Genomic DNA, 22,471 nt, shown 5'->3' with positions numbered 1-22,471 from the left:
CGCAGGCCGCCCCAGACCCATCACCAAGCCACCACCCCCACAGACCTCAGAACCCCCTCAGGCAACAACATAAACCACCTCCTCTCTACCACCCCTTGGCCCCCGGCGGCAGTGTTTAAAAACCCGGCCAGACAGTCCGCCATGCTAGTGGCTGTTCCAGCCGTAGAGTCGGGAGGTAAGTACTACATGTCTCCACACTTCGGCATGGCGGCAAAATTCGTAATAGCCAGAACCGAAGCCGGCAGATACGAAATAGTCGAGGTGCTCCAGAACCCCCACCCGCCGGGCCAAGAAGGCGGCGGCCGCGGGAGAGCCGTGGTGGAGATGCTCAAGGCAAGAGGCGTCCAAGCCGTAGTAGCCCTCTCGGTAGGCCACGGCGCATATAGACACCTACAAGCCGCCGGCATAGAGGTGTACTACTACCCGCCGAGAAGAGGCCTAATACCCATAGAAGAGGCACTCCAAGCCCTACTCCAGGGCAAACTCGAAAAAGCCCAAGGCCCCCGCGAACTAGAGTAAACACACCCAACCCCCCGGCGGCCCAAGCCAACCCCCCAGCGCGGCGCGACGCGGGAGGCAACCTGTACAAGCCGGCCACCACCAGTGGAGAAGCTGGCCGTCCTCCGCCACCTCAAGCCCGCGGTAAACACAGACCTCCCCTACAGACTCCAGATCTTGGAAAAGCTGGAGGCCATGGGTCTCGTCGAGCGGGCAGAGCGGCAAAACCCACAAACGGACCGCCACAAGCCACGAGGTGCAGAAACGCCACGTCTACTACCGCCTCACCAGAAAGGGCAGACACCTCCTAAGGCAGGAAAGGGGGCAGAACCCCTAGAGAAGCCGCCGGAGGCCGGCAGCCGCCCCACGGCGCCGAGATTCATATAAAAACCGGGGCGGCGGGAGAGACATGCGGGCGGTCATCAGAGACTTCAAAAGCGTCGCACACGCCGAGCTGGAGGTAGCCCCCCTCACCATACTGATAGGCCCCCCGGCGGGGGGCAAGTCAAACATACTAGACGCCCTCGCCGTCTTGGGCTACCCCGCCAGGCTCCTACGCCTTGACGAGGAATACGGCGGCGATAAAAACGCCCTGGAGCCGTTGGGACTGGTTGCCAGGTACACAGAGCCCAGAGCCCTCTTCCGGAACTACGACCTAACCAAGACCCCAACCGTGGAGACGCCCAAATACTCCGTCTCCATCCACTACAGGCGAGGCCTAAGGCTACAGGTGAAGGCAGGAGACGCGACAGCCGAGATAAATATGGAGTACCTCACCGCCGGGGGCGACCTGGCCCCCCTCCAGGACATCCTCGTGGAGACCCGCCTCTACGGATACGACAGATACGGCCTGCCGGCCACGGGGTGCCGACAGGGCCACTGCGGCTTCTACGACTACCTAACCACCCAGGGCAGGTTCACCCCCCGCAACATCCTAAGCGACCTGGGCTGGAACATACGCCGAGTCATCAGATACACCCCAGACGTCGTGAGGGAGATCAACGAGGCGCTTTCGGAAAGGCTCGGCGAGAAGATAGAGCTCAAGGTGTCCAAGGAGGGCGCCATCGCCATCTACGACTACGACTACGAGGTGACGTCGCCCTCCGTATCCGAGACCCTATTCCGGTTGGTGTATTACCTAGCCGCCCTGAGGTCCGCCGCCAGCTACGCCAAGCTCTACGGCCTAGAGGGGCGCCTCGTCGTCGCGCTGGAGGAGCCCGAGGCGCACATATTCCCCCTCCTCCTGGATCTGCTCGCCGACCACATAGCCCAGGCCACCTCCACCGTCCACGTGGTGCTCGCCACCCACAACCCACTCCTCGTCTCAGCCCTCTGGGACCGCGCCGCCGGAGTCAAAACATACTACATCCACCGCGACAAACACGGCGCCACAGCCGCCGCCGAAATAAACATAAGAAAAATGGCACAGGACCTAGCCACCACCGAAGACATCATGCTCACGCCCCCCGCCGAAATCCTCGCCAAATACGCCAAAAGCCCCACGACGCCAAGCGCCACGCAACCCGCCACCTAGCAGGACAGCTGTAAAACACTGAACAGCCCCCCTAGATACCACGCCCTCCATACAGCACAGGTAATGCTTCCACCCCTCAGAAATTCGGGAACCAAGACACGCCACACAACCGCTTACGTGATACAGCCAACCGCTAAAAGAGCCGCCACCTCCACGCACCACCACAACCCCCCACTAGAGCCATCACAGCGGCCAAAGCCCACCCACGACCCCCCTCCCCAAGCCCCCCACGCCTAGCCGTCGTCTAGTATCTTCTTAGCCGCGCTTGGCCAGTACATGGCGAGGGCGGTGGCGGCGTATTCTATGGCCATTGCCGCCTCCCAGGCGCGTATCTTCCAACGCGGCGAGTCCCGGCAACGGCTCGCCACGTAGTAGGCCTTCCTGAGGGCGTCCACCAGCGCAGCGACGAGTTGCCTAACGGGGAGGGGCCTCGGGACGAGACGCCTAACCCTCACGGCGACGCCAAGAAGATCGTCCACAGAGCCGAGGTAGACAGTGTCGCGAGGGCGCCAGCCCAGCTTGAGGTACAGCCGCCTGCCCAAAAGCCACAAGTAGCCAACGAGAGGGCCTATCTTCACACGGCCAAAGTAGAGATACACACCAGCCACAAAACCCACACATTAAAACATTCCCATATATGTCGGTAAAGGACGCAATATACTTCAGACAAGAGGCTTGACAGTCAAACGCGAAGAACGGCGCTGGGTCACGCCGTCTCTGAGGCGTTGTCACGATCGTAAAGGCGAAGAATGGCGCACGCCGTCTCTCAGACAGGAGAATGTATGAATGTAAAGGGCGGTGGAAAAGCGACCGCCGAGGGAACAAAAAACCACGAAAAAACTTAAAAACCCAAAAGATCCGAAAATACAAGCCCCAGAAATCAAAAGATAGTAGAAACTCCCCACATGTACGACTTCTTCGGCTACGTGGACTACGCGCGCCAGAAATCAAAAGATAGTAGAAACCAGCTCCAACATCGGCTTGGGGTAAGACGGCGTAGAAGATCGGCCCAGAAATCAAAAGATAGTAGAAACGGGCCCTGGCCTGCGTCGGTGCCTGGGCCCTGTCCCAGTCCTGACCAGAAATCAAAAGATAGTAGAAACGATTACCCAATGGCCCCCGTTCAGTTGAACTTTATGCCAGCCAGAAATCAAAAGATAGTAGAAACCTACTGAAAAACAAACCCGAGGAGGTGGCATGAGCGTAGAGTTTAGACCAGAAATCAAAAGATAGTAGAAACTTGCATAATGTACAGCCCCGGCAACAGCGTGCGCGCCAGATGTACCAGAAATCAAAAGATAGTAGAAACAGGACTAAGTTGGGCTTAAATGAGGCCTCTGAGCCAGTTGACTACCCAGAAATCAAAAGATAGTAGAAACATCTCTACAGGGCATGTTCACCTAGCTTCGACACGTTCCACGACCAGAAATCAAAAGATAGTAGAAACTTCTTACAGGGCACGTGGGCAAGCGGCTGGGTCACAGCTGTCACCCAGAAATCAAAAGATAGTAGAAACAGCACTTTCCCGACTACGGGGGCCACTTCTGTTGCCAGGCCCAGAAATCAAAAGATAGTAGAAACCGTAACATCATTGCTAAATCCTCGGTGTAATAATCACGTGGCCAGAAATCAAAAGATAGTAGAAACGTTATCGAGTTACGCTCGTCTGGCTCGACTATGTCCGCCCAGAAATCAAAAGATAGTAGAAACAGAGGCTTGCCAAAGGTGATATTTGAAGCAGTGGCAAAGCCAGAAATCAAAAGATAGTAGAAACCTTAATCACGGCGAGACACGCGGCGTAGTCTCGAGGTACTGCATCCAGAAATCAAAAGATAGTAGAAACGAGCCGAGGTACGCCGTGGGACAGCCGATAAGGATAGTTGGTCCAGAAATCAAAAGATAGTAGAAACCACACTCTTAATGAGTTTACGCGCTTCAACTAGTAGGAATATAGCTCCAGAAATCAAAAGATAGTAGAAACAAGATACCGCGCTACTTTTACAGCATCCTCCTTTCGGATAACGCCAGAAATCAAAAGATAGTAGAAACAATGTTATCTCCGCGATTACTCAGTCGTCAGCTCAGTGATTGCCAGAAATCAAAAGATAGTAGAAACAGGCCCTCGTACTCATTTCTAGACAGCGGGAAGGTCAACAGCCAGAAATCAAAAGATAGTAGAAACCTAGTCACCGCCATCGCGAGGTACCACGCCCTGCGGGAGATGAGGCCAGAAATCAAAAGATAGTAGAAACGTGGGGGCCTTGGCGGAGTTGGCCGCTGTGCCGCTCCCCAAGACCCCAGAAATCAAAAGATAGTAGAAACCTCAAGGGCGAAACGTTTATTAACCCCTGGTTTTCACTACTGCCCCAGAAATCAAAAGATAGTAGAAACCATAAGCTCTTTGGCCATCCTCCCCTTCACTACCAATTTTTCCCAGAAATCAAAAGATAGTAGAAACCTAGACCACCTAGGCGCTTTCGCAATAATCACGCCTGTAAGTGGCCCAGAAATCAAAAGATAGTAGAAACTGTATGCCCCTAACCGCCACCGTCGCTGTGGCGGATGTCGTCGACCAGAAATCAAAAGATAGTAGAAACATATCCATCAGACGTGAAGAGGACGACGACTGTCCCCCCATGGCACCAGAAATCAAAAGATAGTAGAAACCTTCGGCAACATGTACCGCGACCCGTGGACTTGGGAGCCGCACTCCAGAAATCAAAAGATAGTAGAAACGCGGTAGTCTGCGTCGACAAAGACTGGGGCACGCCGGGCTGTCCAGAAATCAAAAGATAGTAGAAACTTGTCTTTCTGCAACCGCTTAACCGCCCACCGCAGGAGGTGCCCAGAAATCAAAAGATAGTAGAAACCGTATACTCTCCCTCCCTGGCACATGTATATGACGTCCAGGCCAGAAATCAAAAGATAGTAGAAACGGCCTCTTCGAGTGGTCGCCGGGGGGGGGCAGTCCCCGGCGGCTCTGCCAGAAATCAAAAGATAGTAGAAACAGCTATGTGGCGGGGCACCACCACGAAGACCCTGTTCAGACCCAGAAATCAAAAGATAGTAGAAACAACAGCATCATTGCATCTTCTAGTGCCGCACTTATCTCTACGATCCAGAAATCAAAAGATAGTAGAAACCTCAAACGCGTGGCATGAGGACTGCGCTCACGGCCTCCGCCTGGGCCAGAAATCAAAAGATAGTAGAAACTCAAGCGCATAGACAAGCGCAGGTTGCGGTTTAACCTCAGCCGGCGGGATGCCAGAAATCAAAAGTATAGTAGAAACATCTGGTACAATATCTTGGTCATAACGCGGCGGAACAGAAAGAACCAGAAATCAAAAGAAAAGATAAGAAACAACTACACGATGATTCACATGTGCTTGACTTACGGTGAGCCGACGAAATTTGTGACTTTTAGAAATTGGCATGTGTAGCTATATGACTTTATCTTGATTATCAAGTTTGTACTGTGTTTCATTGTCTACTAATGCTTGGTTTTCTATTACTTCAGCTTTATGTTTTTTCATAGCCCTTTCTCAAGCCGGCGTTCGGTTTCCCACCCACCTTTACGTTTATACACTGCTCTTCTGCGCTCCTTACATGGTGGATCCCCCCGTGTGTCGGGGCGTGGACGGCCTTTGATGGCGTTGGCCGGTGGTCTGGGCGGCTCTCGCCTGGCCGCACCTTTCTGTGTGGGGGTGTTCGGCGCGGTGGTTCGGCGGCTTCTGGGGGGTGTTTTGGGGGTCTATGTTAATATATGGGTGGTTGTTGGTTTGTGTGGTGGTGGGGGTGTTGAGGGGGTTTGTGTCGTTGTTGTTGGTGTCTGGTAAGAATGTGTTGTTTGTGGGTGCTCCTGGGGTTGGTAAGACTAGGCTTGCGCTTGAGTCTGCGGGGTTTATGACTGGGTGTGGGCCTGTGCTTGTGGTGGGTAGGGATGGCCTTTCGTTTGAGGATCTTGTGGTGCGTTTTGAGAGGGCTGGTGGTGGGCTTAGGCGGGTGTTTGGTGGGTTTGGCTGCGCGGTGCTTCGGTCGTGGGTTTCTCTACTGAGGGGAGTGGGGCCGTGCCACGTGGTGTTTGACGAGTTGAATAGGGCGAATGTGGATCTCATCTTTGGAGATCTTTTCACGGCGCTTGACCTGGCGTATAGATATAGGGTGCCGGTGGTTAAGGCGCATGAGCTGGAGGATAGGGCGGCTGTAGAGGAGTGCGTGGGGGGTGTTGGTGACGTAGTCGATAGGTTGAGAGAGTTGGCGGGGCGGCTGGGGGGCTTGCCCTTGCCCTACTCCTTCCGCCTATTCGCCACTATGAATGTCGTGGATAGGGCGCAGCTCTTCAAGCTCAGCTTTGCCCTCCTCAGGAGGTTCGCCTATCTCTACGTCTTGCCCTTCTACGAGGACTACGAGCCCAGCCTCCGGGAGATCTCGCCGAAGGAGGGGGGCGTGTTTGCCAAGAAACTTGACGAAGCTCTAGACCGCTTCGTCGACCGCGCAATCGAGGAGCTATCTCCCAGCGACGCCGTGGAAGGCGACATAGCCACGCTGGTCAAGCTCAACTTCAGCGACCGCGCGGGGATTAAAGAGGAGGTGAGGGGGCTCTGGTCTAAGCTCGGTCTCGGCGGACTGCTCGCTTGGACGCTGGGCGTAGCCAAGGACTTGGGCCTCGAGCTCGGCCCCTCCGTCTTAACCGATTTGGCCCGGCTGTTGGTGGTCTACGTAAGTTTGAGACACCTTCTGTCTGACTTGAGAGAAGAGGCCCTGGCCGACTTGGCCTACTCCTCCCTAGTTCTCTCACAATTCTCCTCCGCAGTCCCCAAGCTACGCTTCAGGGCACTGCTTTCGTTTAACGACAAATCCCGCGCCTTATTCGCCGACTTCGCCAGGCGAGTCCAGGAGATCTTCGGAAAGGCCTCCATATCGTATAAGATCGCTGACGCACTACTCCAAGAGCTGCCTGAGTGACATGCGCCGGTGCGTCTTAACTGAGGGCGAGACGCCGACCTTAAGCGAGGCGCTCGAGGGATGTGACGCCGGCGTATCGGTAGAGGAGCTGAAGAAGGCGGTGCTTGACATGCGGGCGACCCTCGGCTATTTCAGAAGGGGGGCAGTAGGCGGGATAGCCTTGGACACTCCGAGACCTGACGTTGTGGGAGACAGAGCGCACACAGGCTTTTGGGTCGGCGTTTATAGATACGCAGGCGGGGTTGAGTTAGTGATAAAGCCGAGGGTAAGCCGCTACTACAGAATGGTTGAGAGAACCGACGAGGTTCTGCGCGACGTCTACCCTTTATATTTGCTCTCGAAGAGCCTCGTCGCCACGAACGTGCCTAACATAGTCCGCATCACGAGGATCATCTGGGAGGCCAGAGGCTTGATACAGCGGGAGCCCAAGTACTTCCGGGCCGCCGTCGAGGCGAGCTCAGGCAAGCTCATCGTCAGAGGAGACAGAGAGCTCCTTGTCAAAAACATCTCGGTGCCCAACGTCTGGTTGGCCAGCTCGGTGCTCTTGACATTAAGCAACTTGAGCCAATTCCTCCGTGGAGCACTGAGGTACACGTCCGGCTTGCCCGAGGGGGTAGGAAAGGCGCTTGAACTCTATATCTCCTCGCTGGAGTCCGCCTTAAAAGTGCTCCATAAAGACGCCGAAGAGGAGATCCCACACCTCTGGGTGGAGGACCTCGACCCAGGTGACTACTTCTATCTACCCGCCATCGCTAGAAGAGTTGGGTCCGAGTTCTTCTTGATCCCCAGCACGAAGCTATATGAAACCTACGTCCTAGCCCTCACCGTGAGAACGCTCAAGAGGGATGGGCTCGCCGCGAAAGTGCTGAGGGGCGGGATTGCTGTAGACGTAGAGGGCGATGGCAGGGTGTACTTCAACAAGGCGCCTACGTCTAAGCTGATACGGAGGATCGCAGGGATAGCGCCCAGGCCTGACATAGTTGTGGAGAGCGGGAGAAACTTGATTGTCGTCGAGGCTAAATACCGCCGTCTAGACGAGAGGAGACTGAGGAGGGCAGACGCCATAAGGCTTGTGGCATATCTAGCAGACGTGGCCAGAGACCACAGACTAAGGGGGGTCGTGGCGGCGCTGGAGCCACCACATCAAGCCGGCGGATGCCCCGCGGTGTCAGCCAACATAGACTCGACGCAGGCAGAAATTCGGTTCAGTAGAGTAAACCCGGACTATGAGAAGTCGGAAGAGGAATTTATTGAATGCATCAGAGGAATCTTGTCGACGGGGCAACCATAGGGGACGAGCTGGTAGGCGGCTTCCCTCTTCACATACCTCCAGTAGCTGGCGAGGGCCGTCTCCAGGAGGGAGTCGCCCACAGCGCTCTGCAGACCCAAGCAGTACCCCGCCTCGGCGACATGGAGACTCCCGGCGGCGTAGCCGCTGTGGCAAAGGACAAATGGCGCCGACCCCGCCAACACGGCATCCGCGCCGCGCCCCAGCCGCCTTATGAACTCCCCCAAGGGGGTTAGTCTGGCGGCTACATTTCTCTTCCAATCGCCGCCTCCAACAGTGAGGATCCCCAGTCTCCGGAGGTCGTTGAGCGGTTTGACGTAGGCCCTTTTTTCCCTGTCGCAGTAGAGATCCCGCCCTTCTAAGGCGCGGCACGCGGCTTCAGCCACGGCGTCTTTGTCCAGCGACTGGCTGTAAACTACGGCCTGTATAAGCCTGCCGAAGAACCTAAGCGTCTCCCGCACGTCCCGCAGATCATCCGGCACCTTTAGCTCACAGGGGTCGTACTCCTGCCCCCTCACCTCGAAAAGCCTGTATATGTGGCAGAAGCACGCCCCCGAAGGCGGGGGGTCAGGCCTGCCGCAACGGGCGCTCAGCGCCCTGCCGGCCCCCTCTATACACTGCCTGCCGCCACCCCGCCCCTCCGCGATGCACTTAAGCACCGCCTTGACCCTCGCCCTCCGGCCGCCCTGCGCCGGAGCGACAAGAGCCACGGGGCCGAGACCAGCGGCGTAGACCACCGCAAGCTCGCCCCGGCCCACCCACTCCAGCTCTCCCTCGCCGCGGGCAAACCTCAGAGCTCTGTCTAGATCCAAAACAATTACCTCAATCACATCTACAAGTTGCCGGGGGTATATAGCAGTGTTCCCCACGCCACAGCGCACAAGGTTCTCGACTCAATCCTCTATGCCGGCGACCCCCCGGGGCCGGCAGTCCGCCGAGACAAACGGCCCTCCGCAGAGCCTTAGCCCGCGGGGGCTGGGGTTGGCGGTTCCATAGCTACGGGGGAAATGTTTTTTAGGCGTAGGTGGGTGTGGACGTGGCTACATACTTCGGTGGGGTTAGGGTGTCTGTGTCTAATTTTGGGCCGGTGAGACGGGCTGAGCTGGTGGCGGGGGACCTCACCGCCGTCATAGGCCCGAATAACGTGGGTAAGTCGTGGCTGGCTTCCCTCATATACGCGGTTCACAACCTCGTCTTCTTCCACTTGCCTGCTATTGCACACCACGCCCTGTCTGAGGTGGGTATGCGGAGGTGCTCCGGGGCCGGCGCCGAGTGTCTCAGGGAGCATCTGGAAGAGGTGGAGAGGGTTGCACTGGAGATGTCGAAGATGTCTACAGGAGAAGCCTTAAAGCGAGAGTTGCAATCCGTGTTGGGGACAAGCGACTTTGTCACATACGGCGAAGAGGAGGCGATTGTGGAGGCTAGTGCACCATCGCTGGAGGTCTCTTTTAAGGCGCTTCTTCCCAGGGGAGAGAGGCCGCGCGTTGAGGTAAACATATCCAGTAGTTTCGTAAAACGCGCTGTAGAGGACGTCGAGTGGGCGGCGTTCTCAGCCCGCGGGGCGAGCCTCAGCTTTAAAGGGCTTCTCCCCATGCGACGCTCCGTCTACATTCCCGCCGAGAGGATTGCCCTCCTCACGGCGTTCTACGGAGTCGTGGAGGCGTTGATTAGGCTGTACGGAATTAGCCAGGTGGTTAGGGAGGAGCTTCCCAGGCAGTTTTTCAAGCCTTCTCTGTCGCTGTATGCAGCCGACGTGATAAATCTCATTAGGAGCGGCGCGGTGGAGAGAGTGGGTGGGCAGTTCGGCGGCGTTGAGACTGCGCTTCTCGACGGCGACGTGGCCGTGGACAGGGGGACCCTGGCGATTGTGTATGAATACGCGAGCGGGCTGAAGCTGCCGGCGGCTTTTGCCTCGTCTGGCGTGGCGCAGGTGGCGGGGCTCCTGCTGGGCCTCATGGTGAGGAGGGGCGACCTGGCGGTGGTGGAGGAGCCCGAGATCAACCTGCACGCCAATAGGCAGGTCCAGGTGGCCGAGCTGCTGGCCCGGGAGGCGCGGCGGAGGCCTCTCTTCGTGACAACCCACTCGGACCTAGTGGTGATGAAGCTGGCCCACCTCTACGCGAAGGGGGAGGTGGAGAGCCTGAGGCTGTACTACCTACACGACGGCGAGCTGGAGGAGCTACCCGTCGACAGAAGCGGGGGCGTGCCCGAGATAAAGTCCATCTCCTCCGTGATAGAGGAGCTGAGCGGAGAGGCCCTAGAGCTATATGCCCAACTGCAACGCAGCGTGCGTTAGGTCGAGCCCAATCGTCTGCTGCATGAGGTACAAAGGCGCGCTGTCGGACGCCGGATGCGACGTCGTATGCATCACGCTACCCATCGGCGCTGTCTACCTAGTGGAGTTGAAAGGAGGCCATTTAACCATCGGCGACGTAAAGGATGCACCTACACAGCTCGAGGCTTGCGAAAAACTCGCGGGAGGCCGGGCACATAAGATCTTGGCGCACAGCGAAAGCGACAGAATCGACCAACAAGCCGTAAGGATGTTGGGGAAGGCCGGCGTGGCCCTCCTAAAGCTCTACGACGAGGGCTCCGCGAGGGGGGACGTCGCGCGGGCCTTGCTTATAGCGCTGAGGGCGCTGGCTTAACCGTCGCAGGCCCGGGGCCGTCCGCCGTACATAGCGCCGACTTAAACTCCGCCGGCGGCCGGGCCAAGACGCTCCACGGCAACCGCGCTCAACGCCGGCGCGTCTCGCCCTGGCTCAACCCCGCTTGCATGGACGCCTCGGTAGCCGGCGGCTGGGTGTTTCGACGGGGGGCCTACAGTCCCTCCGCGAGTCTGGAGACGTCTTCTAGGCTCCAGGTGTCTCCGCAGTGGTAGGTGAGGATGACTCTCGTCTCGGGGCCCGTGTTGGCTAGTGCGAGCAGGGCTCTGAGCCCCTCCGGCGGCGTCAGGTGGCAGAGCTCCTCTGTCAAGTGCAGGTGGAGGACTGCCGTGGTGATTCGTTGGGCCTTCTCTCTGAAGTCGCCGATGTACTGCTCTAGGTTGGCCCAGCTTGCCAGCCGCTTCACCTCCACTGGGACAGCCCTGTCCTCTTTCACCAGGGCGTAGTCGAAGGGGTAAACCGCCTCGCTAAGGCCGACGTAGGGCTCGACGGCGAAGTAGCCGGGGAGCCCCCTTTCGGTGAGGTGGCGGTAGATCGCGAGGGAGAACAGCCAACTTGAGGAGGTCCACCTAAACACCGTCTTGGCAGACGTCTTGAGCCCCCGGCGCCGCAGGAGACGGGCGAGGCGCTCCGCCTTCTCCTTGATCCAGCCCGGCGCCCGCATGCTGGCTAGGTCGTACTGCGCCACAGCGAGCAGATCCTCCAGGCGGAACTCGCCACGCTCCAGGATGGCCACTACAGCCCTGATCCTATCCTCGTTTTTGTAGGTGGGCCTCAGGGCGAAGCCGCCCACGTTTAACCCCCGGAGTAGCAACTCCACGGGCAGCCGTATGCACCCGGGTAAAAAGTGCTAGGTTGTATTACGCGTTCCACCGCCTAGCTGGACTATTTCGTCTACTGCCTTCCCGAGTGCTTTCCTCTTCTCGACGCCCAGCATCGCTGTCGTGAGGGTCTCAAGCTCGTTCGCAGTATAGCGGCCGAACTTGTCCACCACGGCGTCTATCCTCGCCCGTAGGGGCTCCCCTATCCTCACAAACCTGGCGCGCAGGGTTGGGCGGTACACGTATATCACCTTGGGCGACTCGTCGTCGTCGTAGAAGCCCAGCCTCACCACCTCGCCGTCGGCCACCACGCTGTGGTACGAGTCGTATCCGTACACCCTCTCCGAGATGTACCCCTCCTCCACAAGCCACTCCAAATCCTCATCCACCTGAGGCGAGTAGGGCCCGTAGAGCCACACCACAAACCTGTACCCAGTGAGGCCCAGCGACTTGGACACCCCCCTCCCCCCGTCCCAGTGCTCCACTAGGAACATCAGCTTCTGCACCTTCTTCTTCCCCCACACCTCCCCCCACCTCCGCCAGTGTGACACCACCAGATACAGAAGGGCCCGCCTCCCCACGTCCATATCTGTGATATGTGGCGCAGTTTAAAACATTGCGGCCCCCACCCCCCTACAGGCCCCTTAAGCGCTGCAACCGGCGCCGAACCTCGTCCAGGATATCCTCTACGTCTTTCAGATACTCTCTGACGTACTGCTCGTCGCACATGCCGTCATGATAGCAGTCGACGTGGAGCAACTGCGACATAGCCGCAAAGCTACGCACCAGATCCCTCAGCCCCAGCTTCTTCAGCGCGTCTCTCTTCTCTCTGTACGTCTTAGCCTCCACGCCGTACGCCCTCAACAGCTCCTCGATTGCCTTCACCACGGCAAGCCAGCCCTTCTCAGCCGCGTCTCTCAAAAGCGCGGGGTCGCCCGTCTTCCCAAACCACTCGAGCTCCTCATACGCCGCCCTGAGGGCTCTCCAAGCCTCCTCCACGTACACATACTTAACCACCTTTATAAATACCTTAAGCAGCGCGCAAGGACGCCGTCTAGAGACCCGCGAGAAAGCCTTGGACGGCCACCGTCCCCTCTCTTGGTCAACGTGACTACCTCCTTCACTCTGCTTTCAGCTCGAGGGGGCGATCCTCTCTGTATCTGACCCCGTAGTCTCTGAAGTCGGGCGATGTGACCACGTCGACCTCGGTATCTCCCCACCACTGTGTACCGTTTGTCCCGGGCGCTCATTGCCGACAGTCGTTGACCGCACACGCCTAGGGGCTTTCCCCTCCTCTGCGCCTCCACCGCAGGTTCGTCGGACATGGTGAACGACGGCACGGCCCCCTCCAGGCGCGGAGCCCTCCATAGAACAACCCCTCACCGCCGAAGGCACATGGCCCTCCCACTCAGAACACACATTTTCGTAAGAAGGAAGCCAACCACGACAGAGAAAAGGGCTCAAAGGAAACATCTAATCCGTGACCCACCTGGACCTGGCCTCGGCCCACCTCCTCAAGTCCGGGCCTCCCAGGGGCTAGTCCCTTCCCCTTCACCATTTTTAAACACACTGATACTTCCCGTGTCAACACCGTTAAGGCCAAACCTTCAACGCATTTTCAGGGGCTTCACAACCCCGCGAACATACGCCGGGAGAACCCCCGCAGGTTAGGGGCGGCCGGCCACGCGGCTCTTCACAAACTCGACGAGCCACCTGGCCAGAGGCAGAGCCGCCTTCACGTCCCTAACGTCGTATTTAGCCTCGTGAAAGCCCCACACGTGTATATCATAGGCGTCTTTCCACGCCAGCCTAACTCTGTCCTCTCCCAGTCTCTCCGCCGCTTCCCTCGCCGCCCGCCCCAGAAGCCAAGTATCCCACCGGCCCCTCCGCCTGACCTCCCCAAGCGCCTCAACCCCCAGCTCCTCCGCCAACGCCTTGACGCACTCCTCCACAGCTTTGTAGAGCTTTTCGCTGGCCTGCACCGCGTCCCCCCTCTCGACGTACTGCTCCGCCTCGGCGAGAAACCTCTCCGCCAGCTCCACACGCGCGGCGGCCACGTCGGCCGGATCTAGCTCCAGAGCCCTAGCCAGGGCCTCCAGCGCCACCTCCCCCACGTCAATACCCCTCCGCTCTGCCTCCCTAACCAACCTCTCAGGCAACACTACAGCCACACTAAGACAAAACCTCCACCATAAAAACCTTACGACATACAAAACACCCTGACCAGCCATTAGCCGGCATTTTGTAAGGTGTTCTCTCCCCGCGCCAGCTCTGGTTTAGTAGCTCTCCTCCTCTGAGATCAGGAAAAATTTTGAGACGTTGCCATCGTATTTAGCGCCGGTTATTTGACACACGGCGTTGTGTAGCATATAGCAAATTTTGCCGAACTTGGGGAGGGTATGTTTTTATCTGTGTGTATTGTAGACGATATGGAGGCTATCTCCTCTCTTGAGATGTATGTGGTGGATAGGAACGCGGAGTGGCTTGGGGTGCCGCGGCTTGTGTTGATGGAGAACGCGGGGGCGGCTGTGGCGAGGAATGTCGTTGGTAGGTTTCCGGGGGCGAGGAGGGTTTTGGTGGTGTGTGGGACGGGGGACAACGGGGGGGATGGCTACGTGGCGGCTAGGCATCTCCACGGGGCGGGGCTGTGGGTGAGGGTGGTGGGGCTTGGGGAGCCTAGGGAGGAGTTGGCTAGGGCGAATTTCGAGGCTGTGAGGAGGCTGTGGGGGGTGGAGCTGGCGCTGGCGGCGACTCCCCTGGAGCTTCTTGCACTTCAGGACTGGTTCCTCTGGGCGGATGTAATTATAGACGCAGTGTTGGGGACTGGGGTGAGGGGGGCGCTTAGGGAGCCGCACGCCACCGCGGTCGACCTCATGAACGCGGCTCCTGCGCCGAAGGTGGCTGTGGACGTCCCCAGCGGGCTGGACCCGGACACGGGGGAGGTGCGGGACAAGGCGGTTAGGGCCGCCCTCACCGTCACTTTCCACAAGCCAAAGAGGGGCCTCCTGGCTGAGGGGGCGCGGAGGTACGTGGGGGAGCTGGTGGTGGAGCCCATCGGCATCCCGCCGGAGGCTGAGGTGGTAGTTGGGCCGGGGGACTTCGCCTATCTAGACTTCTCCCGGCGGGCCGACGCGAAGAAGGGAGACCACGGCCGGGTGCTGGTGGTGGGTGGGTCCCTCGAGTACTCGGGGGCGCCTATGTACGTGGCGCTGGCCGCGCTGAGGTCTGGCGTGGATCTGGCGGTTATCGCGGCGCCTGAGCCGGCGGCGCAGGCGGCTAAGGCCTACAGCCCAGACATAATCGCCGTCCCGCTGGAGGGGCCTAGGCTCTCCCTACGCCACGTGGAGAAGGTGCTGAGGCTGGCGGAGAAGTTCGACGTGGTGGCCATCGGCCCGGGGCTGGGGCTGGAGGGCGAGACCCCCGACGCGGTTAAAGAAATAGCCGCGCGGGTCAAAAAACCGCTTGTCGTCGACGCAGACGCCATAAAAGCCCTCGGGGGGTCGCCGGTGGGGGGGCCCCAGGTGGTGTACACCCCACACGCGGGGGAGTTCAAAGCGCTGACAGGCGTAGAGCCGCCGAGGGGGCTAAGGGAGAGGGCCGAGGCGGTGAGGGAGTGGGCGGGGAGGATCGGCGCTGTCATACTACTCAAGGGCAGATACGACGTGGCGTCAGACGGGAGGCGGGTCAAGATAAACACCACCGGCACCCCCGCCATGACCGTCGGCGGGACAGGCGACGTACTCACAGGCCTCACCGCTGCGTTTATGACCAAGACACGTGACCCCCTAGAGGCCGCGGCCGTGGCGGCCTTCGTCAACGGGCTAGCCGGCGAGGAGGCCGCCGCTCAGCTAGGCTTCCACATCACCGCCAGCGACCTCATAGAGAAGATCCCAAGCGTCGTCAGGAGATATGCGCGAGAAGACATAACCAGCCCCCGGCCATAGCCCCCGAGCCAAAGCGCGGCAGGGAGACGGGAGGGGAGCCATTAGGTTTATAAAGAGGAGTGCTAGTTGATATATATATGGAGTGGCTCAGCCCGACAACCGTTATAATCTTCGGGGTTGCCGCCGCCGTCCTCGCCGCCGTCTTAGTCATCCGCCTGTTGCAAAGGCGTAGGCGTGTTGTCTGCCCCGGCGACCTATCGGCTCTCCGGGACGCCTTCGCCGTAATTGGGGCGGAGGCGGCGTGGGTGGGGCCCTACCTCGCCGTTAGGAAGAGGTACGGCCTGATCCCCGTGGAGGTAAGGGTGGACTGCCGGAGGGGCACGGTCTCGACCCGCGGTCCCTGGCCCCTCGCCCTGGTCCTCCTCTTCGTGCCACACCTCGCCTTCGCCGCCTTCATCCTCCTCCTGTGGATAGCAAGCGAGATGGACGCCTTCGAGAAGGAGGTGAGAGACTTGTTGAAGGCCGCCGCGGGCCAGTAGTTATTTACCCCCACCTTTTCCTAGACATGAGGATCGTCATTATAAAGGCCAGGGCGGTCGGCCTTCGCCGTTTCGGGCTTCTCCGGCACAGTCGTGGAGTCCCTCGTCCTCAAGACCCTGGGCAGGCCCGACCTACACGACGCTAAGGTGAAGCCCTTCTCCGTGTGGCCCCTCCTACACAGGGGGAGGCCGGTTCTCTGGAGAGCCGCCGTAGCCCCCGGAGACCCCGTCGAGGTGAGGATGGGCTTCGCCGACGACGACATGGCCAGTCAATTCGCCGCGGCCGCCGCCGGCGGCCTACAGCTCTTCGGCGCCAGGCTAGACCCTGAGGCCGTGGAGGTGCGCGACGCCCACCACGACCTCCCCCAGGAGCAGTGCTTCAAGCTGGAGTTCCTCAGCCCCCTGAGGTTCGCCACCCCACCCCTCTACAGGAGGAGCAAACCCACCTACGAGTTCTACCCCCGCCCCCTCTCCCTCTTCAAATCCGCCGTAAAACACGGCAGAACCCTAGGCCTCACCAAGCTAGGCGCCCCCTTCCTCCGCTGGGTCTACACCTACGTCGCCCTCACCGACCTCGGCTGCCACAGCCGCTGCGTAGCCACAGTAAAGCTCCCCGGCGGCGGAATAGCAAGAGGATTCCTCGGCTGGGCCCTATACCGCGCCTACGGAAAAAGAAGAATCACAGACCTCCGGAGTTGGGGCGGGCCAGTGTGTGGATCTGCCGGCTGAGGTGGTGGTCTCTCCTGACCTCCCGCCTCAGTACTACGGGCGGGAGGTGGCGCGGTACCAGATCAACGCGAGTCTGCCGCTGGTTAGTCAAAACATGACGTGATGTCTTGGTACTCTTAAGATCCCTGGAAGGTGGGGTCTTACGGAAAATGGCACATCATGTGGATATTGAAAATGATAAGCTTTCTATGTTACAGACAGGCGGATGCATTGAACCAGTAATTCGTCTAGGTTACTAAAACATATAGTTTTGGCAGGGTCGCATTGTAAGAAAAAGTCATCAGCTATAAATTTTATACAGACCTTCTCGCCGCGCCCAAGCATAGTCTCAATTTTATTAGCGGCCGCCGTCAATGGCAAAGGGCGGAACCCTGGCATGAGGTCTTCAAAAAACATACACACAAACTTTTTAGAATTCCCTAGACATCTCTCTAGCGCCTTCTTAACGCCCTCTACATTTCGTATTCCCACATTTTGTGCTTCTCTCAAGATCGTATTGACAAAGAACTCTGCGTTATCCAATAGAGATCTCACCACGCTTTCCACTACTGATGTGAGTTCATAGGCTTCGCAACGAAAAGCGCCGCCAAGAGATGTTTCGTAATACATCAAATCAGCCAAATACCGATCTACTAAATCGGCGACGTACTCCGACGGGCTTGCCTTAGCTAAATCCATACGCCATCCTCTCCTCAGAGACTCGTAGGCCCTGTCTGCGAGACAGTGTAGGATCCCCGCCCTCAGACAGTCCCAGAGACTGCGTCCACAGAGCTTGTCTTCTTTGAAGAGCTCACAGGCAGAAGTCCAAGGAGGATATCCTATGCGTATAACCAACATTCTATTAATAGGATCAGTAATAGGATCGCTGGGCGGCCTGCACAATATGTCGTGATACTTGGTGGACGCGTCAATAAGCTCATTCACTCTGTTGCACAGGCGCTTGTCTAGGCCCAGTATGTGACTGCAGATTTCGTTGTGAATCTCCCACTTCGGCATGAAATTTTTCTATACTGGCCTATTTATTACTTTTGTTAGAACTTGAGCAAAAATCAAAGTTCTAGGTTATTCGAACTTAAAGTTCTAGCGTAAAACTTAAAAGATCTCTCGGGACTTGTCTCCATGTATCAAATAAGGACAAGCTTGCTCATTCTCGAACTAGCCTACAACGCAACAAAAAATGGCAACTGTCTAAGGCCATCTGACGTAAGAAAGAAACTCGGCAGATCAAAGGGGGCTATCGGGAATTTGCTGAAAAATCTCATAAAGAAAGGCCTTCTAGAAAAGGAGAAAAGGGGGTGTTACAAGCTTACTGAGAAGGGCTTGGAAGAATTGAAAAAGACCCAGTACTATATAGCGGAGTTTCAAACCGAACTCGCTAAGTGGGTAGCCGCCCTGGGCTTCACAAGGGCGACCTTCGAAGGCTGGAACCCCGACTTCGGCCCCTCGACGGAGGAGAAGCCGCCGCAGTTGGCCGACCTTATGTGGGCTCACGAGGTTCGTGAGAAGGTAGGCAATATTATGGATGATATCGATGCAATCCGCATAAGGGGACACTTCGCAAAGCCTGTAGACTTGGGAGTGTTGCTAGATAAACTAGGGTGGACAAGGGAGGCCCTACGTGTTGACGCGTGTGAACACGAGCCAACCGCTTGGAGGAGGTGGTGTGAAAATGACGAATCCTATATTTTCGACTTCTTTGAGCCGCCGATCTATAATATTATAATCAAGCTGTTTAAGGACGGGAGACATGTAGAGGTGTGGTCTCTTGCGGCTTACGACGATGAATTTAAATACTATCGAGATTACGCAGTGGGAGAGGGCGGGTTCTATGCTCCGCTGAGCGTTCTGCTCTCCTATACCCTTAGTTACGTGTTCATACTAGACGCCGTTTCAGGGATGCTCTTTGGCGAAAATCGCGGCGGCTTGTTAATAGACGGCGTGGTCGCACTATCTAGAGATGAGAAGGGGCCGTTGGCGCTCTACAGCGTCTTGCCTACAGGGTATACGGCGCCTAAGTTCATGGCGGAGGTTCTCAACCTTAGGGGGTTTGAGGGGGCGCGGCTAATGGAAGGGCCTCCTGAGGAGACATGAGCATGCCTTCGCAAACCAAGGTGCCGGATATCCAGTATTGGGATGAGAATTGGTGGAGATGTCATCTTTTGCCAAGAGGCGCTACGGGTTGCGACATCAAATATACAACCTTGGGAGATTTGTACGCCAAAGTCTTGGGCTTTGTAAGCGCACGAGAAAACCTTTTGCGTATACTCTCAGACGACCTAGGCCAAGTGCTCAAAGGCCCACATAGAGAACTTGCCCTAAGAATCCTCCTAGGAGGCGTAAGTCAAGACTGTGTAAAATCTGGCGTAATGAGGGAAGAGTGTATACCGAAGAACTCAATGGCCTATTTCTATCGGCAAGTGTTGGGAATAGGGCTGGGCGACGATCTTAAGGCCGACATAGATAACAGAAACAGACTTTTAGCTAAAGCGAGACACACATTACTGGAAGAAGCGGCCAAAGGGTTCCGTATTCAGCATATTAAGTCAGAACACACGCTAATGGAGTGGATAATAGAAATATATAACTTATTGGATTATCTATATTTGCGAACTAATATGAGGGTAAATGCGGAAAAGTACGATGTTAAGGATGCCCAAGATCTTGTTAATGCGTTTGTTGATGTTATAAACGCCGCAGTTGGCATACTTCCGCTCTATAACCCGTTTACGTTCTTCCTACAGTCTTTAGGCTCAACACCGAGACCATATCTGAAACTTATGTATGGCGAAGAGCTCTTTAGCGATAAGACAAAGGCACTTATGGAGAGATTTGGCATAAAGCTAACAGTCAAGCTAGTGCCAGACTTAGGCGGCGAACTAGATAGAGAGCTTGCAGTAGTAGGCCATACAGCCGACAGCGTTGGCAATAGAGTCTTACGCTTGTTAGACGTAGTATACGACTTAATGTATCGCTTGTCAAGAGATTATAACTTGTCAAGAGATGAGCTGAGAGAATACGTAACCCATTACTCTTCATATATAGATAGGTTTTCAACAGAATACTTAGCGTATTATTATTATCATTCTTCTTATGCAACAGGATATATAGAAAAACAACTAGATAAAAGTCCATTGATATATTATCTAGGTTTTAAACTGGAAGTAAAAGCAAGCATTGTAAATATCTCGGATTCAGATGGGGATTTTGTTAAAGGATGTAAAACTTCGTTCTGTGAAAATCCTAGACCGCGTGACGGCGCGCGACTAAGGTTAAGACTTAGAACTATCAGTTATAGTAATTTCCTTGAGGTCTTCTCTCAGCTATTGTTTTTAGGCCTGGCCCGGCTTGAGACAAAAGATTTGAAAAACGGGGTATTATACGTATTTATTTGATATGTCCTCTCAGCGCTATGTCCAAGTAGAGATTCGCGGTAAGCGCGGCGACGAGACTATAATCTTAGCTTGGCTTAAATTGAGAGAAGGAGAAGTCGAGAGAGTTGTAAAGTTCTTTAAATCGGCTACTGTTGAAAGAGTTGGCGATAGAGTAGTAGTTAATACGGCATTGAACTTTGATATGCCCGCGGTGACCTTTAGGTCGCCGCAGACATATAGTCTCTCTTTGACGTCAGAGGTGCCTCAACTCGGTGAAAAGGCTCTATATTTAGAGCCCGTCGTGGTGAAGATACACCAGAGGCCTCGCATAACTGTTCCCGACCTGGCGACTGACCTTCCTCAACTTCCCGGTGTAGCCCCTAAACTAGCGTTTGTCGATGTCGTGTTCAAAGAGGCTCAGAGGCTCGGCCCTCTAGCTCTTAATGACGTAGTACCTGAGATCAAAACGGCAGAGCCACATCTTCAGCCGGCTACGGTCTCTTGGGCTGAGAAACCTTCATTTTTCTTGTCTCCTCTGTCTTCCGACGTGCCTCAGATCTCAGCTCCACGCGTCTCGACGACGGGGGTGCCGCAGGCGTCTGGAGGAGATTACGATATAGAGCTCTTCAGCTTCTTTGAGGACCTTTACGCGCGGAACCCCGTCTTGAGACTGAGCTCAATCTTAGCCGATAGACCCCTTGTGATATTAGCCGAGAGGGAGTCGCAAGACTATATCGAATTTCTTAAGAGAGTGTTAAGAGAGATATATTTGGTCAGAGCTGGGAGTCTCCCTACAAATTCCAAACACATTAGCAACTCGGACGATCTTGAAAAGATCATGCCGGTAGACGTAAGCGCCGGGGGTAGGATCTTTGTATTTGATCTGCGGGGTGGAAGATTTCGAATAGAGTTGATAAGAGACGGCATTCTTGATAGGTTGAGAGAGCTTTATTCACAACGTCTGGGCTTTTTCGTGTTCTACGGGAGCGGGGAGAGGTTAAGAGAGGTCAAAAACTTCTGGAAAAAGGGGATGTCCGACACGCCAAGACCTATAGAAATAGCCCTAGCAAGAGAGGACATTCAGATTCTCAATGTATTGGCGGACGCCATGTGGGGAATGTCGTCTCTTTCTGGCAAGCCATATGGCGATCTTGATGAACGTATAGTTTACCTAGAGGATTGGTTCTGGAAGGAGTTAGAAAGAGCTACAGGGGTGTTTGACATATTACTAAGGACTAAACCTAGTGATGATAGCGGCAGTGAATCTAAAATGCATTACCTCGTTAAAGCGTTTGTCGTAAGCTATCTAGCGGGGAAAATATCAGAAGAGTTAAAACAGACAGAACATGACGACAAGACTGCGTGGGAAAGAGCGCTGAGTTGTGTCGATACCGAGCGCGGACTGGGCAGTATTAGAGTTGATGTGTATGTGGAGTGCGAAGGGCCGTACAGAGATTTAGCCGTCGAGGTGGAGACTTTGTACGGAACAGGCGCTGTGATTCATAAACTTAGAGAAGTGGTAGAGAGTAGGTATGGCCGCGTGAATATGCTATGGATTGTAATTCCAAACCCTCAGGCTGTGCTCTACCTGCCGCTCCTTCTCAAATTCAGGCGTTGGAGTATAGAAAGGTACGGGAGGTGGGCTGAATTGTTCACTTTGGACCTAGAGGGTAGAGGACTTATCAAATTAGCCGATCTAGCCAGGAGAATCCATGATAGATTAATTCAAGACGGCTCTGTTATGTCTTAAGACAAAGCATTTAGTTACGTCATATGTAATTTTTAATGCATTTATACCTACAAAACATTTATTATTCCTAAATTCCCGAGATTGCGGTAGTAAACCGCCGCCGTAGGTAAGTAAGACATAGATACCCCTTGATATAACACAAATGAGGAACTCTCGCTACAATAACTACGGTATTAATGTACTGAAATAAGCGCCAAGGCTGCCAAAGCGACGTAGTGGAAATTTAGACTCTTTTATGTTGTAAAAGCGTATGCTGTTAACATTGGAACATATCCTCACCAAACATACGATTTGTCTCTTCAAAAGTTATGTTACACTGCTATTGAAATTATAGACTAAATGGACTGATATAGTCTTTGTAAGAATTTCGAGACCCTCGCAAGCATTACGTGTCCCTCCAGCTCTTAAAAATAGCGTCCAAACACT

General features: G+C 55.8%; 21 protein-coding genes and 1 CRISPR repeat array. Of the genes, 13 read left to right on the top strand and 8 right to left on the bottom strand.

Annotation, left to right across the window (positions count from 1 at the left end):
- Window positions 1-20: 20 nt before the first annotated feature.
- Window positions 21-143 (bottom strand): hypothetical protein, encoded by a 123-nt coding sequence (locus PISL_RS11600; protein WP_280531766.1) that lies wholly within the window; start codon window positions 141-143, stop codon window positions 21-23.
- Here PISL_RS11600 and PISL_RS10030 point away from each other — a divergent pair.
- From PISL_RS10030 to PISL_RS10020, 3 genes are all read left to right on the top strand, one after another.
- Window positions 142-519 (top strand): NifB/NifX family molybdenum-iron cluster-binding protein, encoded by a 378-nt coding sequence (locus tag PISL_RS10030; protein WP_167827689.1) that lies wholly within the window; start codon window positions 142-144, stop codon window positions 517-519. The two genes, PISL_RS11600 and PISL_RS10030, sit on opposite strands and share 2 nt — an antisense overlap.
- An 84-nt stretch (window positions 520-603) precedes the next feature.
- The gene (locus tag PISL_RS11740; RefSeq protein ID WP_011763668.1) at window positions 604-885 is read left to right on the top strand and encodes a hypothetical protein; all 282 of its coding nucleotides are present in this window, start codon (window positions 604-606) and stop codon (window positions 883-885) included.
- A gap of 22 nt (window positions 886-907) precedes the next feature.
- Entirely contained in the window at window positions 908-2,032 is a 1,125-nt protein-coding gene (locus tag PISL_RS10020) for an AAA family ATPase (protein ID WP_011763667.1), read from the top strand.
- 233 nt (window positions 2,033-2,265) lie between these two features.
- Here the strand turns inward: PISL_RS10020 and PISL_RS10015 are convergent, their stop codons facing one another.
- Window positions 2,266-2,631 carry a hypothetical protein gene (locus PISL_RS10015; RefSeq protein ID WP_053240508.1) on the bottom strand — a complete coding sequence of 122 codons (366 nt, stop codon included), beginning with the start codon at window positions 2,629-2,631 and terminating at the stop codon, window positions 2,266-2,268.
- A 274-nt stretch (window positions 2,632-2,905) separates the two neighbouring features.
- A CRISPR array of direct repeats spans window positions 2,906-5,245; the repeat unit is 25 nt; unit sequence CCAGAAATCAAAAGATAGTAGAAAC.
- A 570-nt stretch (window positions 5,246-5,815) separates the two neighbouring features.
- Here PISL_RS10015 and PISL_RS10010 point away from each other — a divergent pair.
- Both PISL_RS10010 and PISL_RS10005 read left to right on the top strand, forming a co-directional pair.
- Window positions 5,816-6,997, top strand: coding sequence for an AAA family ATPase (locus PISL_RS10010; protein WP_245218392.1), 1,182 nt, complete (start codon window positions 5,816-5,818; stop codon window positions 6,995-6,997).
- 1 nt (window position 6,998) lies between these two features.
- Window positions 6,999-8,288: a hypothetical protein gene (locus tag PISL_RS10005; protein WP_011763664.1), complete on the top strand. Its 1,290-nt coding sequence runs from the start codon at window positions 6,999-7,001 to the stop codon at window positions 8,286-8,288.
- Here the strand turns inward: PISL_RS10005 and PISL_RS10000 are convergent.
- Entirely contained in the window at window positions 8,222-9,115 is an 894-nt protein-coding gene (locus tag PISL_RS10000; RefSeq protein ID WP_053240507.1) for a hypothetical protein, read from the bottom strand. The genes PISL_RS10005 and PISL_RS10000 overlap by 67 nt on opposite strands.
- A gap of 206 nt (window positions 9,116-9,321) precedes the next feature.
- Here PISL_RS10000 and PISL_RS09995 point away from each other — a divergent pair, with 206 nt between their 5' ends.
- Together PISL_RS09995 and PISL_RS09990 are read left to right on the top strand one after the other, a co-directional pair.
- Window positions 9,322-10,581: an AAA family ATPase gene (locus PISL_RS09995; protein ID WP_011763662.1), complete on the top strand. Its 1,260-nt coding sequence runs from the start codon at window positions 9,322-9,324 to the stop codon at window positions 10,579-10,581.
- 22 nt (window positions 10,582-10,603) lie between these two features.
- Window positions 10,604-10,933 (top strand): hypothetical protein, encoded by a 330-nt coding sequence (locus tag PISL_RS09990; protein WP_245218390.1) that lies wholly within the window; start codon window positions 10,604-10,606, stop codon window positions 10,931-10,933.
- Between the two features lie 172 nt (window positions 10,934-11,105).
- Here PISL_RS09990 and PISL_RS09985 read toward each other — a convergent pair whose 3' ends face one another.
- The 4 genes from PISL_RS09985 to PISL_RS09970 form a co-directional block, all read right to left on the bottom strand.
- A complete protein-coding gene (locus PISL_RS09985; protein WP_011763660.1) occupies window positions 11,106-11,771 on the bottom strand; it encodes a hypothetical protein in 666 nt (221 codons plus the stop codon).
- Between the two features lie 30 nt (window positions 11,772-11,801).
- Window positions 11,802-12,359 carry a Panacea domain-containing protein gene (locus tag PISL_RS09980; RefSeq protein ID WP_011763659.1) on the bottom strand — a complete coding sequence of 186 codons (558 nt, stop codon included), beginning with the start codon at window positions 12,357-12,359 and terminating at the stop codon, window positions 11,802-11,804.
- A 46-nt stretch (window positions 12,360-12,405) separates the two neighbouring features.
- Window positions 12,406-12,777 (bottom strand): PaREP1 family protein, encoded by a 372-nt coding sequence (locus PISL_RS09975; RefSeq protein ID WP_245218388.1) that lies wholly within the window; start codon window positions 12,775-12,777, stop codon window positions 12,406-12,408.
- Between the two features lie 662 nt (window positions 12,778-13,439).
- On the bottom strand, window positions 13,440-13,943 hold the full coding sequence (locus PISL_RS09970) for a PaREP1 family protein (RefSeq protein WP_011763657.1): 504 nt from the start codon (window positions 13,941-13,943) through the stop codon (window positions 13,440-13,442).
- 258 nt (window positions 13,944-14,201) lie between these two features.
- Between PISL_RS09970 and PISL_RS09965 the strand changes: the two genes are divergently transcribed.
- The 3 genes from PISL_RS09965 to PISL_RS09955 all read left to right on the top strand — a co-directional run bounded on the left by PISL_RS09965 (window position 14,202) and on the right by PISL_RS09955 (window position 16,924).
- Window positions 14,202-15,716: a bifunctional ADP-dependent NAD(P)H-hydrate dehydratase/NAD(P)H-hydrate epimerase gene (locus PISL_RS09965; RefSeq protein ID WP_053240506.1), complete on the top strand. Its 1,515-nt coding sequence runs from the start codon at window positions 14,202-14,204 to the stop codon at window positions 15,714-15,716.
- A gap of 59 nt (window positions 15,717-15,775) precedes the next feature.
- The gene (locus PISL_RS09960; RefSeq protein WP_011763655.1) at window positions 15,776-16,195 is read left to right on the top strand and encodes a hypothetical protein; all 420 of its coding nucleotides are present in this window, start codon (window positions 15,776-15,778) and stop codon (window positions 16,193-16,195) included.
- A 93-nt stretch (window positions 16,196-16,288) separates the two neighbouring features.
- Entirely contained in the window at window positions 16,289-16,924 is a 636-nt protein-coding gene (locus PISL_RS09955) for a CRISPR system precrRNA processing endoribonuclease RAMP protein Cas6 (RefSeq protein ID WP_011763654.1), read from the top strand.
- 186 nt (window positions 16,925-17,110) lie between these two features.
- On the opposite strand, the gene PISL_RS09950 is transcribed toward PISL_RS09955, so the two are convergent.
- On the bottom strand, window positions 17,111-17,920 hold the full coding sequence (locus PISL_RS09950; RefSeq protein WP_011763653.1) for a hypothetical protein: 810 nt from the start codon (window positions 17,918-17,920) through the stop codon (window positions 17,111-17,113).
- A gap of 123 nt (window positions 17,921-18,043) precedes the next feature.
- Here PISL_RS09950 and PISL_RS09945 point away from each other — a divergent pair, with 123 nt between their 5' ends.
- From PISL_RS09945 to PISL_RS09935, 3 genes are read left to right on the top strand one after another with little or no spacing between them, the layout of a single operon-like run.
- Window positions 18,044-19,015 (top strand): helix-turn-helix domain-containing protein, encoded by a 972-nt coding sequence (locus PISL_RS09945; protein WP_011763652.1) that lies wholly within the window; start codon window positions 18,044-18,046, stop codon window positions 19,013-19,015.
- The gene (locus tag PISL_RS09940; protein WP_011763651.1) at window positions 19,012-20,316 is read left to right on the top strand and encodes a hypothetical protein; all 1,305 of its coding nucleotides are present in this window, start codon (window positions 19,012-19,014) and stop codon (window positions 20,314-20,316) included. Before PISL_RS09945 ends, PISL_RS09940 begins: the two co-directional genes overlap by 4 nt.
- Window position 20,317: 1 nt before the next feature.
- Window positions 20,318-22,045 (top strand): hypothetical protein, encoded by a 1,728-nt coding sequence (locus PISL_RS09935; RefSeq protein ID WP_011763650.1) that lies wholly within the window; start codon window positions 20,318-20,320, stop codon window positions 22,043-22,045.
- Window positions 22,046-22,471: the final 426 nt, after the last annotated feature.

Origin of the sequence: Pyrobaculum islandicum DSM 4184 (assembly GCF_000015205.1) — an archaeon.
GTDB lineage: Archaea > Thermoproteota > Thermoprotei > Thermoproteales > Thermoproteaceae > Pyrobaculum > Pyrobaculum islandicum.
The sequence above is the reverse complement of the archived record's forward strand: the minus strand, read 5'-3'. Positions and strand labels throughout refer to the sequence as shown.